15 protein-coding genes are annotated in these 15823 nt (G+C 46.4%); 4 read left to right on the top strand and 11 right to left on the bottom strand.

The features are described from left to right. Positions 1 to 187: 187 nt before the first annotated feature. From metK to PMG71_RS08500, 7 genes are all read right to left on the bottom strand, one after another. Entirely contained in the window at positions 188 to 1444 is a 1257-nt protein-coding gene (gene metK / locus PMG71_RS08530; RefSeq protein WP_283753240.1) for a methionine adenosyltransferase, read from the bottom strand. 156 nt (positions 1445 to 1600) lie between these two features. After that, positions 1601 to 2398, bottom strand: a complete 798-nt coding sequence (locus tag PMG71_RS08525) for an HAD family hydrolase (protein ID WP_283753239.1) — start codon at positions 2396 to 2398, stop codon at positions 1601 to 1603. Positions 2399 to 2455: 57 nt separating this feature from the next. Continuing rightward, complete coding sequence (locus PMG71_RS08520) at positions 2456 to 3580, bottom strand: 30S ribosomal protein S1 (protein WP_283753238.1); 1125 nt, start codon at positions 3578 to 3580, stop codon at positions 2456 to 2458. A 233-nt stretch (positions 3581 to 3813) separates the two neighbouring features. After that, positions 3814 to 4305 (bottom strand): 6,7-dimethyl-8-ribityllumazine synthase, encoded by a 492-nt coding sequence (ribH, locus tag PMG71_RS08515; protein WP_283753237.1) that lies wholly within the window; start codon positions 4303 to 4305, stop codon positions 3814 to 3816. Between the two features lie 87 nt (positions 4306 to 4392). Next, positions 4393 to 4581: a photosystem II reaction center protein PsbZ gene (psbZ, locus tag PMG71_RS08510; protein WP_283753236.1), complete on the bottom strand. Its 189-nt coding sequence runs from the start codon at positions 4579 to 4581 to the stop codon at positions 4393 to 4395. 257 nt (positions 4582 to 4838) lie between these two features. Next, positions 4839 to 5384, bottom strand: a complete 546-nt coding sequence (locus PMG71_RS08505; RefSeq protein WP_283753235.1) for an FKBP-type peptidyl-prolyl cis-trans isomerase — start codon at positions 5382 to 5384, stop codon at positions 4839 to 4841. 40 nt (positions 5385 to 5424) lie between these two features. Then, positions 5425 to 5748 carry a phasin family protein gene (locus PMG71_RS08500; RefSeq protein ID WP_283753234.1) on the bottom strand — a complete coding sequence of 108 codons (324 nt, stop codon included), beginning with the start codon at positions 5746 to 5748 and terminating at the stop codon, positions 5425 to 5427. A gap of 174 nt (positions 5749 to 5922) precedes the next feature. Here PMG71_RS08500 and PMG71_RS08495 point away from each other — a divergent pair, with 174 nt between their 5' ends. Beyond that, positions 5923 to 6429 carry a GNAT family N-acetyltransferase gene (locus PMG71_RS08495; RefSeq protein WP_283753233.1) on the top strand — a complete coding sequence of 169 codons (507 nt, stop codon included), beginning with the start codon at positions 5923 to 5925 and terminating at the stop codon, positions 6427 to 6429. Here PMG71_RS08495 and PMG71_RS08490 read toward each other — a convergent pair. Continuing rightward, complete coding sequence (locus PMG71_RS08490) at positions 6313 to 7875, bottom strand: TM0106 family RecB-like putative nuclease (RefSeq protein WP_283753232.1); 1563 nt, start codon at positions 7873 to 7875, stop codon at positions 6313 to 6315. The two genes, PMG71_RS08495 and PMG71_RS08490, sit on opposite strands and share 117 nt — an antisense overlap. A gap of 153 nt (positions 7876 to 8028) precedes the next feature. On the opposite strand from PMG71_RS08490, the gene PMG71_RS08485 reads away from it, so the two are divergent. The 3 genes from PMG71_RS08485 (at position 8029) to PMG71_RS08475 (ending at position 13032) form a co-directional block, all read left to right on the top strand. Next, a complete protein-coding gene (locus tag PMG71_RS08485; RefSeq protein ID WP_283753231.1) occupies positions 8029 to 10845 on the top strand; it encodes a response regulator in 2817 nt (938 codons plus the stop codon). Positions 10846 to 10976: 131 nt separating this feature from the next. Next, positions 10977 to 11960, top strand: a complete 984-nt coding sequence (locus tag PMG71_RS08480; protein ID WP_283753230.1) for a beta/alpha barrel domain-containing protein — start codon at positions 10977 to 10979, stop codon at positions 11958 to 11960. A 37-nt stretch (positions 11961 to 11997) separates the two neighbouring features. Continuing rightward, positions 11998 to 13032 carry a pyridoxal phosphate-dependent aminotransferase gene (locus PMG71_RS08475; RefSeq protein WP_283753229.1) on the top strand — a complete coding sequence of 345 codons (1035 nt, stop codon included), beginning with the start codon at positions 11998 to 12000 and terminating at the stop codon, positions 13030 to 13032. A 422-nt stretch (positions 13033 to 13454) separates the two neighbouring features. Here the strand turns inward: PMG71_RS08475 and PMG71_RS08470 are convergent, their stop codons facing one another. Genes PMG71_RS08470 through PMG71_RS08460 form a run of 3 tightly spaced genes read right to left on the bottom strand, consistent with a single transcriptional unit; the run spans position 13455 to position 15785 of the window. Further along, complete coding sequence (locus PMG71_RS08470; protein ID WP_283753228.1) at positions 13455 to 14420, bottom strand: arginase; 966 nt, start codon at positions 14418 to 14420, stop codon at positions 13455 to 13457. After that, positions 14398 to 14850 (bottom strand): type II 3-dehydroquinate dehydratase, encoded by a 453-nt coding sequence (locus tag PMG71_RS08465; RefSeq protein WP_283753227.1) that lies wholly within the window; start codon positions 14848 to 14850, stop codon positions 14398 to 14400. The genes PMG71_RS08470 and PMG71_RS08465 overlap by 23 nt, the downstream gene beginning before the upstream one ends. Before the next feature lie 23 nt (positions 14851 to 14873). Next, positions 14874 to 15785 (bottom strand): 2-hydroxyacid dehydrogenase, encoded by a 912-nt coding sequence (locus PMG71_RS08460; RefSeq protein WP_283753226.1) that lies wholly within the window; start codon positions 15783 to 15785, stop codon positions 14874 to 14876. Positions 15786 to 15823 lie beyond the last annotated feature (38 nt).

Raw genomic sequence — 15823 nt, 5'->3', positions numbered from 1 at the left:
GAAGCGGAAATACCCTAATTAAAAATCCAGGGAGCAAGATGCTCCCACTCCAGTCAGATCAAAGAATTCGAGGAGTGCGGGCATCTTGCCCGCTTCTTAACAAATTTTCATGTCCGCTTGCGGAAACCGGACTTGATATGAAGACAGCAGAGTGCATTAATCACACCCTACTGTCTTCAAGTTCAAGTTAACCTGCCGTCGCCGTTGCGCCTACAGTTTCCTTCAGTAATTCCACCTTATCCGTTTTTTCCCAAGGCAAATCCAAATCATTACGGCCAAAATGACCATAGGCAGCCACATCCTGATAGAAACGACCTCCCCGTTCCTGGGGAAGAGTACGCAAGCCAAACGTTTCAATAATTCCTGCCGGACGGAATTCAAAGATTTTCTTGGCTGCTTCTAGCAACTGCTCATCATCCACCTTACCTGTACCAAAAGTTTCAATCATGATGCTCATGGGACGAGCAACCCCAATAGCATAGCTGAGTTGAACTTCACATTTTTCTGCTAATCCAGCCGCCACAATATTCTTAGCTGCATATCGGCAAGCATAGGCAGCCGAACGGTCTACCTTTGTGGGGTCTTTACCCGAAAATGCACCGCCACCATGACGAGAATAACCACCATAGGTATCAACAATAATTTTACGCCCGGTTAAGCCAGCATCCCCTTGAGGGCCACCAACCACAAACTTACCGGTAGGATTAACAAAATATTTGGTTGTATTGTCGGGCTTAATCTCTAAATCCGCAAACACCGGAAGCACCACCGCCTCCCAGAGATCGGCTTTAATTTTTTTCTGGATTTCCGTGTTTTCTGTCAGATCGCCAATGGTGGCTGCATGTTGAGTAGAAATCAATACAGTATCAATGGCAACCGGTTTGCCATCTTCATAGGCAACCGTCACCTGGGTTTTACCATCAGGACGCAGATAAGAGAGTTGCCCTGTTTTGCGGACTGCGGCCAAGCGGCGAGCCATGCGGTGAGCTAAACTAATGGGTAGGGGCATTAATTCGGGAGTTTCATTGCAAGCAAACCCAAACATTAACCCTTGGTCTCCTGCACCCGTCGAGTCCCAACGCTCTTCACTGGACATTTCTCGCTGTTCAGCAGCAGCATCAACCCCTTGGGCGATATCGGGGGATTGGGTATCGAGGGCAACGAGGACGGAGCAACTATTGCTGGTAAAGCCGCCTTCGCTGTCTACATAGCCAATTTCGGCAATTTTTTGCCGCGCCAAATCAATATAATTGACTTGGGTTTGGGAAGTAATTTCACCGGTAATCAAGACTAATCCGGTGTTGACTACGACTTCAGCCGCTACACGGCTGGCAGGATCTCCAGCTAAGAGAGCGTCGATGATGGTATCTGAGATTTGATCGCAGATTTTGTCAGGATGGCCTTCAGTTACGGATTCGGAGGTAAATAAATAACGACGAACCAAGGATAAACTCTCCTTTTGTTTCAATGATGGTGAACTCGAATCAAGGGATTCTTCTCTCTTGCTCAGAGATACTACAGAAACACCTATGTGTTTTCCATAAGGTTGATTCAATTATTGTAGAGGGGAAAAATTTCCATCTCTAGCTAACATTCCAATTTAACTGATGACTTGTATTTCGTCTAATTTGGAGATGATGACATCTGCTTGGTTTAAGTTGGGCGAGCGGCTCCATCCCCAAGATATACCAATGGTTCCGGCGGCGTTGGCTCGGCGAGCCATGCTAAAATCTCCTGGAGAATCACCTACCATCAAAGCCTGCTGGGGAGGGACTTCCAACTGTTCGCAGGCTGACCCAAACACTTGGGGATTGGGTTTGGTTAGCTGAGGTTCTGCCCCTTGGATGGCTTGAATATACTCTCTGAGGTGATAAAAATCGAGGAATTTTTCTATATTTTCGCGGATATCAGAGGAGACTATGCCTAATTTTAGAGACGATCGCCGCAAATCGTCGAATACTTCAGCCACTCCAGGAAATACCACCGTTTCCTCAGCCTTATTTCGCATCACCTGGTCAGCTTCCTCAAAAGCTTTACCCACAATTTCCAGAGCCTCTAGCCAACTGCGTCCGGTTTCGGCAATATAGGCCGCTGCCGCAATTTTATTTTCTTGGCGACTTCCCACCGCCGTTAACCCAGCCGGGTTAAATCCCTGCTCATCAACCCCAAAGGCCATCAGTAGCGGCTCACCCACTCCAGGAATTTGGGCATCAATCAGACGCGCTCTCCGTTGGGCCAGATGGCGTAAATAGGGTTCTGAATGGGCAAGGGTTCCATCCTTATCGAAGAGAATAGCTCTAATGTTTTCAAACTGGCGATCGCCACAAACAATTGTCACCCCACTTCCGTTTCGCACATCCAAACCTGGCACTTCCCCCGATCCTAATTTTACAAACAACAAGTTGGGTGGGACTAGCCCACCCACACCAGGGTCTCATAGCTCCTCCCTTGGTTTCTATTCAGCAGCAGCTAACTCTTCCTCTGGGGCTTCTGATGAAGTCTCTTCCGGTTCCGATGATTCGACCACTGGGGCCTCATCCTGGGGTTCTGCTGGCGCTTCTTCTATAGAGTCTACAGGTTCAACCGAAGTTTCCGGAGCCTCTTCCGTTCCTTCAGCCACTTCCTCCACAGGCGTTTCCGCCGTTGCCGTAGCCCCTTCTTCCGGTAGTTCAATCCCTTCGGCCTGAGCGCGGAGTTTCTGACGATAGCGCTCCGCCATTTCCTCAGCTTTATCGTAAACCAAATCCGGATTCTTCACCATATCGCCGGGTTCCGGTTCCAGTTGCTTAGTAGACAGGGAAATCCTGCCCCGCTCCGCATCCAAGTCAATAATCATCACTTTGATCTCATCATTGACATTGAATACACTGTGGGGGGTATCGATATGATCGTGGGAAATCTCAGAAATATGCAGCAGACCACTGACTCCGCCGATATCAATAAACGCCCCGTAAGGCTTGAGACCGCGAACCATCCCTAACACCACTTCGCCCACTTCTAGGCGGTTCATCTTCCGTTCTACCAGCGCTCTTCTATGGCTGAGAACCAGACGATTGCGGTCTTCATCCACTTCCAAGAATTTTAAGGGCAACTCTTCACCCATTAAATCTTCTTTAGGTTTGCGAGTGCTAATATGGGAGCCGGGAATAAAGCCCCGTAGTCCTTCAATTCTGACGAGCGCTCCCCCCCGGTTCGTAGCAAATACCTGGGCGCGGACAGTGGCATCCTCTGCTTGCAGTTGCCGGACTCTTTCCCACGCTCTCATATATTCTATGCGGCGAATGGAGAGCGTCAGTTGTCCATCTTCATTTTCATCGGTGAGAATGAAGAACTCACGAGTTTCGTTAGACTGTAAGACTTCATCGGGGGCATCAATGCGATTAATGGACATTTCCTGAATCGGAATGTATGCTGCGGTTTTCGCGCCGATGTCAATCAGAGCGCCCCTTGGCTCCAGACTGAATACCGTACCGGCTACGGTATCGCCGGGGCTAAAATGATAGTCGTATTTATCGAGCAGTGCCGCAAAATCTTCGTGGGTAAAACCGATGTCTGTAGCCGTTAATTCCTGATTGACCATGCGAATGATTTCCTAGTAATTATCTCCGTATCTTTTGCTGGGGTTTACAGTGGGGACGCATTTTCGCAGCCTCCAAACCTCTATCGGGTTACTCTCTGGTATGCACCTGAGCCTAACCCAATCTGCTTATAACACAGACATTCTATAATACCCTATTTTTGCACTTCAATACCAGTCCCCTAGTCTAAAAAATAAGTTGAGGGGAAAAGGGGAACAATATTAAGTAGAAAGCACTAGGCAGATTCAGTTCCAGGGATTTGACGCATCAGCGTGGCCATTTCTAGGGCATTCATGGCATAATTCCAACCCAAGTTACTTTTAATTCCTGCCCGCTCTAGGGCTTGTTGTAGGGTATCGGTGGTGAGGATACCAAAGATGACGGGGACTCCGGTTTGAAATCCAGCAGCAGCGATTCCTTTGGCGACTTCAGCCGATACATAGTCAAAATGGGGGGTATCGCCTCGGATCACGGCTCCCAAACAAATAATCGCATCGTATTGTTTAGCGATCGCCATTTTCCGAGCGACTAAGGGAATCTCAAAACTCCCCGGAACCCAGATATAATCCACTTGAGTCCCATGGGGATCGATATCTACCCCATGTCTTTTCAAGCAATCTTGACACCCAGTCAGCAACTTTCCGGTTACCAGGTCATTAAACCGGCCAATGATAATGGCAAACCGCAATCCCTCAGTCTGGGTAAATGTTCCCTCAAAAACTGTCATAGTTATAGTTCTTCACACGGTAATCGGTCAGGGGAGGGTCAACCGTTAGTGTCAAGGATAACTAATGATTGACCCCTACTCAGAACCTTAGACTACAAAAAAATTCAAGATGCCAACTAGGACAACTAAAACGGCCCAGAAGCCAGAACCAACATACAGAAGGGGTTTCGATTGTTCCCAGTTTTGGGGCAGAGCATAGGCAACCGGAACCGCCACCACTAAAACGAAGGATAAAAGAACTAACGCAAATAAGGATAGTTGAAATAGAATTGACATGATGTGTTCTCCTAACACGAGCAAGCAAATGGATTTAGCCAGGGATGGCTTTCGTTTCACTATATTGCATTATACGGGATCGCCGTTTCTGCTTCGATCGGGCAAGTTAAGATCCCCCTTTTTAAGCAGGGGGTTTTCATTCTCGCCTCATTCATGTCGGCGATAGGGGGATGGGGAGATAGGGGGTTTTTATCCTATTATCAAACGTCAACTTTGGAAAAAAAGGGATAAAATCCTCTCCCCATCAGGGAAGGGAGTTACTTCACCTCCAAGAGTTCCACATCAAAGATTAAGGTCGCATTGGGGGGAATGACACCCCCTGCACCTCTGGCTCCGTAGCCTAACTCTGGGGGAATAGTGAGCTGTCTGCGTCCGCCGACTTTCATGGACATTACGCCCTCATCCCAGCCTTTGATCACTTGGCCAACGCCGATGGTAAAAGTAAAGGGGGTGTTACGATCGCGGGAACTATCAAATTTTTTCCCATTTTCCAAGGTTCCCGTATAGTGAACCGTCACTTTATTGCCCTTGCTAGGGCTTGTTCCTTCTCCGACCACCAGATCGACATACTTGAGACCCGATGGAGTCATAGTTGCTTCTGCGGGGGCTAAATTTTCACTACTATTCTCGGCACTAGCCATCAGTTGAGTTGCTCCTTGATTGGTAATTTCAGTGATTCCCGGAGGGGAAGCCTCTGATACCTTAGCAGCATTGGCCTCACTGGGTGAACTAAACAGTTGGGCCGCCACCAAAACCACGGCACAGGTGACCATCACCCCAAAAGTAATCCAAATTTCTTTCACTTAAACTGTCCTCAATGCGATCGTCGATTCAACAGCGTCATTAACGCCAAAGTTTATTTTCCAAGTCTCGCACCTGGCGTTCCAATCGGTCTAGCCTTCCGCGCAACTCATCCATCTCCGACTGACGGGGAACCCCCCAATCCATCAATAAATTCCGCAGTTGGCGTTGAAACTGTTCATCAAAGCTTCCTTGCTCGGTTTTGAGCTTTTCTACCAGGTCATCCATCATGTTTTTTGCCTGATCTGGGTTAATCGTGCCGTTTTTCACCCATTCGTCGCTGGCCTCTTTGAGCTTCTCAGCGACGATAGAGGTCGTTCCTATGCCAAGCATCAGCAACTGATTAATCAAATTATTGTTATCCATAGGGTTGGTTGTCTCGTTGAACGGTTTTACCCTGGGGATCAGTTCCCGAATTTGACCGGGATCTGACCCATGGGATTTAATTCTGTATTGATCTTAACCTTGAATTTCTTTCCATCGGTTATACTGCTCTCTGACATTTTCCTCGCGTTTGGGTAGCCTAAATTTTTGCTTGGCATGACCATCAGATATTCCCGTGAAGCTGATTTACCGAAAATAGTTGAAATTTACAACGCTTCTGTTCCTTGTCGTCTGGCAACAGCCGATCTTGTGCCGATTTCCGTTGAAAGTCGCCTACCCTGGTATCAAGACCATTCTCCTAGCTCCCGGCCCCTTTGGGTCAAGGAGATGAATGACCAGATTGTGGGATGGCTGAGTTTGAATGATTTTTTAAATGGTCGTCCTGCCTATCGAGGGACGGCAGAGGTGAGTATTTATATCGATCCGGGATTTCACCGTAAGGGGATTGGCCGGGAGTTGTTAACCCAGGCGATCGCCTCCGGGTCGGGTTTGGGGTTAACGAGTTTGGTGGCCCTAATTTTCTCCCACAATCAACCGAGTATTTCCCTATTCCAGAAACAGGGATTTGACTGTTGGGGCCATTTGCCCGAAATTGCTAATATGGACGGACTGAAGCGGGATTTGTTGATTTGGGGGCGGCATTTGTCGCAGGAAGGACACTAGCCAGTCTTTGACATGGTAGGTGGCTCGACAGTCGTCTTCGTTATAACAGATAATCCGGTCTAGGAAGGTGCGATCGCCACTTTGGAGCCATTGGTCATACCAATAAACGGTTTGCGCTCCACTGGCGCTCTGATCTCGCCATTCAAACCCCATCCATCGGGCGATCGTTTTCAGGGCATAACTTTCAATGGGAAGGGTGACAAACCGAGTCACCCGTTCGTGGATGTCCACAAACCTGCGGATCAGGGGTTTTAATTCGGATTGGGGTGTGCCAAACCGTTGAGCTAAGGCGCTGACGGCTTTGACTTCGTATTCGCAAAAATGGAAAATGGGCATCGGGTGATAGCGATTGACCAGTTCCAGAAAGTCTTGCCACATGCGCTCTTGGTCATCGGGAGATTGGGCTAAAAAGGGATAAAATCGGGAACGTTGGGCGGTGCGATCGATGACCAAAACGCCGAAGAGATATTCTAGATTTAAATCCGGTTCGGTTTCGATATCAAAATAGAGTTCTACCGGGGTAATGGGAAAATCTTCGGGAGTCCAGGGTTTAAGGGCGATCGCTCGTTGTTCTAAACTCGATTGCGCTTGACGGATGATTTGCTGGCTCACCTGCTGTCCAAATTCGGGGGCTAAATGAGGCAAAGATTCAGCCGTTAAAGCGTCTAGGGAGGTTAACCCCAGTTCCTGGAGACGCTCATAGCGTTTGGGGGTAATTCCCGGAATCAAGGAGAGATGATTTTGGTCTTGAGCTACTTGATGACAAGGGGTTAGCCATTGACAGAGGCTGCATTTTTGCCGACTGATAAAAACTTCCGGTTCCTTGGACTCTAGGAGCAAGGTCAGCATTTGCCTGAGCAGGGTTTGAAAGTCCGGCCACAGACGCATTAAATCTACTGTATAGGGCGATCGCTCCCTTAAAATTAACTCACCCTTGTCCGGCCATTGTCCTTGGATCTGACTTAAAATCCAAGCGTGAAATACCGAGACCATTTGATATTCTCGCTTAGGGCGTTTCCCCCATTTTATCTCAACCGGAGTATATTTCCAGGAACCAAAAACCGATTCTCCAGGCGTTTTCACCCATAAGGTCGGATGACTCAAAAAGGAGAATTCGGCGATCGGTTCAGGCAAAAAATGGGGGTGATTCAGAAATTTTAAATCCGCTTCCCTCAGCCAGAGAACCCCCTGATAGATAGTTTCTACCCCTTCTCGCATCAGATCTAGGGTGGCCAATGTCCCTTGTTGCCAATTGCCGTGGGCATACTGTGGTTTATGATAGGAGTGATGGGCAAGGATGGTTTTTTGGTAAGCGGAACTATCCTGTCTTAATTTCAACAGATAGTCACTTGGAGGATCTCGTTGGCGATCGTCTCCGTACACATCCAGAAACGCTCGACGATGACAGCGTTGGTAATCCAGTAATAATTGAGCAGTCAAGAGCATGATGATTAGACGAACAAAAACCTGTCATAGGATAGGAAAGGGTGAGGATAGAACTCACTGGGATACAGTTTTGCCATCCTATAGTTACCTTCTATTGTCCCTCGATCTTGAAAGATTGCCCTAGATTAACCCTTAAGTGCCGTGAATCCCAACATGGATGATTCTTCTAACCCAGAAATGTCTCGCCCCTCAATTCGGCGTTTAGCGATTCTCTCCTTAGCGTCTTTGGGCATTGTGGCTCTATTGTCGATGTCGAGTCAAATTTTGATCCAGCGAACCCTCAAACAACAGATTCGCTCTAGTCGCGTTGTGGAATTGATGGAGAATTATGGGCGTTTAACCCCACAGGTGACTGAAGAAGCCTTTGCGGTTAGTCAGGAGTTGATGGCTTCAGATCAGCCTTCTAGTGTAGCAGATTTAATTCGGGTTCGTCAAGAATGGAAAAAGTCTTATGAGCGCCTCAGCCAACAGCATTTAGAGGCTAACTGGGACAAGATAGAGGTATGTTATGGGCAGATGTGGGATCTGACGGAGACTCTGGTGAATGCAGAAGCTAATCTTCGTGCTTCTGGAGAACAGATACGGGAGCAAGGGGAAAGTTGCGATCGCCTGCATTTAGAAGTTGTTAATCAGTGGTATACTCAGAATCCCATTGATTTAAATACTGCTCGCCAAGTGCAATTGGCCGTATTTGGCTTAACTTTAATTGTTCTCTTCCTCGAAGGAGCCTTAATTTTTTATCCCGGACTTCACCAAATCCGAGAGTATATCAAAGCCATCAAGTTAGCAGAACAGGAAAAAACCAAGATTACCCAAGAATTGCGAGCCAAAAATATGGCTCTGGATCTAGCATTAGAAGAAGCTCAGTCTGCCACCCGGCTTAAATCCGACTTTTTAGCCGTCATGAGTCATGAAATCCGCACACCTATGAATGGCGTATTGGGAATGACTGGATTGTTATTTGATACAGAGCTGGATGAAGAACAATTAGACTATGTGGAAACTATCCGCAGTAGCGGTCAATCTTTGCTGACGATTATTAATGATATTTTAGATTTCTCTAAAATTGAAGCGGGTAAACTAGAGTTAGAAATCCAACCCTTTGATTTATATGAATGTGTGGAAGAATCCCTAGACTTGTTAAGCGCCCATGCTGCCGAAAAAGGTCTCAATTTAGCCTATGAAATCGATCCCCAAACCCCCCATGCTTTGATTGGCGATATTACTCGATTGCGACAAATTTTGGTGAATCTGATTGGCAATGGGGTGAAATTCACCAAAGAAGGGGAGGTTTCTATACAAGTTAAATCAAGCCGCATTGGAGGCTCTCCGAGTCCCATTCCCGATCCCATTCAGAAAGTCTCTTATGAAGTGCAATTTACCGTTAAAGATACCGGAATTGGCATTCCTAAAAAATTACAAAGTAAGCTCTTTCAGTCCTTTTCCCAGGTGGATGCTTCGACTACCCGTCGCTATGGAGGAACGGGTTTAGGTTTATCGATTTGCAAGCGCTTAAGTGAGTTAATGGGCGGTAAAATGTGGGTGGAGAGTGAAGAAGGAGAGGGGGCACAATTCCATTTTACTATAGTGGCTGAAGGGGCACAATCGCCGATTCCCATTCATTTACGCAATAGTCAGCCTCAGCTACGGGAGAAGAGACTGTTAATTATCGAACAGTCGGAAACCAATCGCAGAATCTTAAAAGATCATGCTCAACGGTGGGGCATGAATAGTTTAGAGTTGAGTAAAGGATCTGAAGCGATTGAGTGGATGAAACGCTCAGTTCCCTTTGATGTCGGCATTATTGGAGCGCTCTCTTCTGAGGAATCCTTAGAGGAGCTAGTCGCTCAAATTCGACAATACCGCGATCGCGACTCTCTGCCCTTAATTTTACTCGCCTTTAGCAGCACAATCAACAAATCCTGCCAAGAAAAATTTGATTCCACCGTTTCTAAACCCATTAAACTCTCCCAACTTTACCGAATTTTAATCAGTCTGTGCGCGGGACGGACAGTAGACCACCCCACCCCCATGGCAGAATGGACATCGGATCTGGCCAATATTGAACCTACAGAAGAAACAGATCATCCCCCTCAACCTCCTTTGTCTCCAGCGAGTAACTCTAAACCCTTAGATCTGCCATTTAAACCAGCACACCTGGAAAATACTGCCGAAGATCCCTCAACTTATCATCTCCGCATTTTGCTGGCAGAAGATAATAGTGTCAATCAAAAAGTCGCGATTAAAATGTTAGACCGTTTAGGCTACCGTGCCGATGTCGTTAGTAATGGCTTAGAAGTCATTCAATCTTTGCAACGCCAATTTTATCACATCATTTTAATGGATGTACAAATGCCAGAAATGGATGGTTTAGAAGCCACCCGCTATATCTGTCAAAATTGGCAAGCTTCCCATCGTCCCCATATTATCGCCATGACGGCTGGCGCAGCCGATGGCAATCAATGGCAATGTTTAGAAGCAGGAATGGATGATTATGTTAGTAAACCCGTAAAAGCAGAAGCCCTAAAAGCTGCCTTAGAGAGAGCCAAAAGTAAGTTACAAGAAATGCACAGTGTAGCCGCCCCGGTGAAGTTAAATTTAGCGATGAATCCCGGCAGAGAAGAAAGTTTAGATTGGCAAACCTTTAATCGCCTGCGCGATGAGTTAGATAGCGAAGATGACCCGGAGTTTTTTAGCGACTTGATCGATCAATATTTGCAAGATGTGCCCAAAATCCTGGAAGAAATGAAGCAGTCTGCTCAAACAGAAGATAAGGAAACGTTAACCATTAAAGCTCATACCCTTAAGGGTAGCTCGCGAACCTTTGGGGCTAAAGCTTTGGCGAATTTATGCCGAGATCTAGAAGCGGAGGCGAAAACCGCTAGTTTGGTACAATTAGGACAGAAAATTGCCCAAATCGAAGTAGAATTTAATCACGTCAAATCGGTATTAGAACAACAGAAGCAATAAAGAAGGGGTTTTTCAAAGTCATTTTTTGCGATCGCTCAAAGTCTGATGGATAAAAATTTTTATACCTTTCTTCACGGTAGAATTTTTGGAGAAAAATTGTGGGGGATGACTAGAACTGAGGAACACACTCAATGCTAGATACCATATTAGATGTAACCCTGAGAGATGGAGGTTACCTAAACCGTTGGCAGTTTTCGTGGGAAAATGCGAACCATCTATTGGCCTTTTTACATCAACAGGGTTTACGCAATGTTGAAGTTGGGTTTGTCCGATCGCCCCAATTGCAAACAACTACGGTCAATGGTTGTCCGCCAGAATTTCTCGCTAAACTGCGACAGTTTCACCCAGACATGAATCTAGTCTGTATGTTGAATCCGGCAGATGGGGATTGGCAAGCCGCAGTAGCGGATAAACTTGAGCATATTTCACTATTACGAATGCCTTGCACTGTCGAGCTGATAGATCTTGCCTTAGAGATAGCTCACGCCATCAAGCAAGAGTGTAATGATATCCGCATCAGCCTCAATCTCATTTGTGTATCATCTTATTCCCTTGAGGAAATTAAGGGGTTACTTAGCAGGATCGCCGTCTCCAGGGATGTCGATATTGTCTATCTTGCCGATTCTAGAGGTGCGCTTTATCCCAGCGATGTCCAGACGTTGATTTCGAGTGCGCGGGAAATTTGCCCACAAGCCCTTGGTTTTCATGCCCATAATACTCAGGGATATGCGATTCAAAATTCCGATCGGGCTGTCGCTTATGGTTGCGAATGGATAGACGTGACCCTAAACAGTTTCGGGCTGGCTGGTGGCAATACCTCTCTAGAAGGATATCTGACCCATCACCAACTTCAGCCTGAAGGAATCGACCTGGAAGTGGCAGTCAGAGAATTTTGTCAAGATCATTTACCCCTTAGCCATCCTCCTCTTGCTGTTCAACAGCTTTATCGAAAATTGGCAGAGAAAAATATCGATCCGGTTTGGAGCCAAAAGTTAGAAGAGAAATATCCCAACAACCTGCATGATTGGGTCAGCCGGGTGTCGCGACAGGATTATAAGACCCTCGAATCAGTTCTAGGGGCGATCGATGCCTTGAGATCCCCCGTTTTGCGATAGAACGCCTGATGAGAAAACACATGAGGTAAGTAAATCTATGAATGAATATTACTGCTCTTATCCATCATTGGCGATGGATGTTGTTATGGAGGCGTTTGAGACCACCAATCATGATCGGCTCAAGCCGATCAACTTTGGCAAGGGGATATCCTCTTTCAACCCATTCGATCGCGTTAACGTTCAACTCAGCAATACGTTGCTGAAGGACTACATTGGTTATGGTGATATCAATGGCATGATGGGTTTGCGCCTTGCCATTTGCCGGTATTATCAGGATTGGTTTGACTACGATCTAACACCCGATCGCGTGTGTATTACGGATGGTGCATCGGGTGCATTGACGATCGCCTTGGCAATGCTGCTGAAACCGGGAGGAGAGGTGATTTTGCCAGAGTCCTGTTATCCTGCCTATAAAGTGATGGTAGAGATATTGAATGGGACTTGTTGCTTTGCCCCCATGAAGGGGAACGCGATCGATCTCGAAGCGTTACCCCAGTACATCTCCTCCCAAACCCAAGCCATTATTATTAATTCTCCAAGCAACCCCTACGGATCTTTCCTAGGTCGGGAAGAGTTGGAGGCGATCGCTAATTTGGGAATCCCCGTGATTTTTGATGAAGTCTACCAATCTTTATCCTTAACCGATCAATCTATTCCAAGTGCCATTCATCATTGCGATCGCCACCTGATTGTCAATAGTCTCTCTAAATCTCTGGCTATTGCAGGTTTTCGAGTTGGGTATTTAATTGTGCCTGAAGATCGGGTGGAACTGATGACCAATGTCAAGGCGGTTTTGAATATGTGTACCAGTTTACCCAGTCAAATCATTGCTGCCCAACTGATGCCCCATTGGGATCTTTTGGTGAACCAACATTGTAGAATGCTCCGGCAAAATTGGGATTTATTCAAACAGACAGCCCAAGATTTAGGCTTATCCCTTCGCACTCAACCCCAAGCCGGTTTTTTTGCCTTGGTTGATGTGACGGAAGCGGAGGAAAGTGCAATGGCATTATCCCTCGATCTGGCTCAAAACTATGCTTTGGGTTCGACTCCTGGGGTTGATTTTCACTAGAGCGATAATGCTTTTCTCCGTTTAAACTTTGCTTGTCCTTCTCATCACATTGAGATAGGATTGTCCCGATTAGCTGATTATTTAATGGAGGCAAAATTTGTCGCGAATCCATTTCTATCTGCTCTCAAATGCGATCGAGAATATCTTGTCAAAGAAAGTGTTTAGAATTTAAAGATAATTGATTTCAGTTTACATGGAGGTATCGTTTATGTGTAGTTTCCGGAACAAACTCATTCATGGATTTTGGCCGGGGGTTGCCCTGTCGAATTAGCTTCTGGACTGATTTGGATAGAGGCTAACTAGCGGGCAAGATGCCCGCACTACTGAAACCCTTGAATTTATTGTAGTGGGAGCGTCTCGCTCCCTGGCTTTTTTATTACAGTGAATTGCCGGATTTGATATTAGTTCATAATCGGAAAAGATCAAACAACCAAAGCAGACTCTAAGACTTGCCAAGCAGCCTCACCCATTGCATTACCTTTGTTATCTAAAACGGGATTGACTTCCGAAATCTCTAAACAGCAAACTTTAGGATTTGCCACGATCGATTTTAGCAGGGCGATCGCCTCAGACAAATACAACCCATCCGGTTCAGGAGTTCCTGTGCCAAAAGAGACGGTATGGCAATCTAAACTATCCACATCAAAGGAAACGTAAAGGCGATCGCAGTCCTGGAGCTGCTGATTGATTTGCTCGATATGCAATGCTACACCTTGCTCTCGGATATCAGCCACACTGTGGAGCGTAATTCCTAATTGTTGAATCAAAATAGAATGCTCCGGTTTAAAGAAGCGCACCCCAATCAAAATTAAGTCTTGAGGCTGTACCTTGGGTGAAATGCCTCCCAACTCCTTCAGGTGCGTCCATTGTTTTTGGGTTGCCAAGGGCAAGGGATTGGGCTTAGTATTCAACCATTCTCTGGCTTCTGCATCCAAGCCTAGCGCACTACCGAGGGGCATTCCGTGCATATTGCCAGAGTGGGTGGTGTAGGGAGAGTGCATATCGCTGTGGGCATCAATCCAAATAATGCCGAGGCGTTCTTCAGGATAGGCTTGCTTGACTCCGGCAATGACTCCGGCAGCCGAGGAGTGATCTGCTGAAAACACGAGAGGAAACTCACCCTGCTCCAATACTTCCGTTACTGTATTACAGGCGATTTGGCAGGTTTCGAGGATATAGCGAAGTCGTTTGACATGGGAACAGCCCTGATTGTGCTGGCGATTGGATAACAAATAATTGCGATCGGGCAATCGAATTGTTGGATATTTGCTAAAAAAATCGCTCCCCGCTTTGTGGGCAGCCATGCGAATTGCATCAGCCCCCATACTCGCTCCCAATTGAGCCGCACCGAGTTCAGAACAGATTTCAAGGATTTTGATAGGTTTCATGATTAAGCAGTCTCAACATTGCTTCAAGAGCGATAAAATAGGAATCAATACCAAATCCATAGACAACTCCTGCGGCTGCCACGGATAGAACTGATTTGATCTCTCGTTTGTCAATATTGGTGATATGAATCTCCACATAGGGAGGGGCAACGTAGGTGAGGCAGTCTCTCAGAGCATAAGCATTGTAGGTGAAGCCTGCTGGATTGGACAAGATGCCGTCAATCCCATCTTTAACGCTGGCATATACCTTATTAATGGCTTCACCTTCAATATTGGTGTAAAAAATATCGAGTTTGTAACCCAATTGACTGGCATGTTGTTGCAACATTTGATTAAGTTGATCAACTGTGAGATCGCCATAGGTACTGCCTTGGCGATCGCCCAGAGAGGTCATGTTAGCCCCCTGAATGAGTAAAAGCTTGAGAGTCATCGCAAAATAATCCTGACAGAATACTAGGGCTGAGTTTGCATATAATCGGCAAGGGTTTGACTAAAAATTTTGATCCGACGCTCAAAGGCAGCTTGAGTATACCAAGCACGGCGAGGTGTCAAAATAGTGTTCGGCAGGTTCAAGAAGCGATCGTCCTCATGGTGAATATCTAAGCCCGCATAGGAGAGCTGACCCTTGGTTAAGGCGCTTTGGAGGGCAGAAAACTCAATGAGATCGTCAGGGGAAATATTGATGAGAATAGCACCGGGTTTGACTTTAGCAAGGGTGTCTTGATTAATCATCTGACGAGAAGTCTCATTTAAGGAGAGAGTTAAAAAGATGATATCGCTAGTGTTCAATAATGTATCGAGATCGACCTGCACCCCCAAATCACTGACCTTCTGAGTGCGGTTACAGTAGACAACGTTGATCCCGAAGCCCTGTAACATTTGGGCAACCTGCGATCCAATCCGGCCCATGCCAATAATGCCAGCTTGAGCGCCAAACAGTTCAATGCCTTGATGCTCAAAGATTTGATAGTCACCTGTGCGAATTTTGTGGTTAAAATCAACTAACCGTTTTGCTGCGGCCAACATTAGGGCAACGGCATGTTCAGCAACGGATGCCCCCGTGAAGCCAGGGGTATTCAGGACTTTAATGTTGTGCTGTTGACAGTAAGTTTTATCAATGTAGTCAGTTCCCGTCGTAATTGTAATAATCAGTTCAAGGTTGGGAAACTGCTTAAGATGAGCTGCACTCCAGTCCATCAGGGTGGTGATTAAGATCTGAGTGGTGGGATTGTTGGTGATCGCTTCTTCTAAGGAAAAGCGATCGGAATGATCCTGATACCACACCATATCAATGCCAGAAATATGGTCAAAACAGGTTTCAGGGTAAGGCTCGCGATTATTGACAAACAAACAGGTTTTTACCATTTTTTCACTCGCAGATTATTGGGCGCTATTTCGATCCT

It is taken from the genome of Roseofilum acuticapitatum BLCC-M154 (assembly GCF_030068475.1).
Classification (GTDB): Bacteria; Cyanobacteriota; Cyanobacteriia; order Cyanobacteriales; family Desertifilaceae; genus Roseofilum; species Roseofilum acuticapitatum.
The sequence above is the reverse complement of the archived record's forward strand: the minus strand, read 5'-3'. Positions and strand labels throughout refer to the sequence as shown.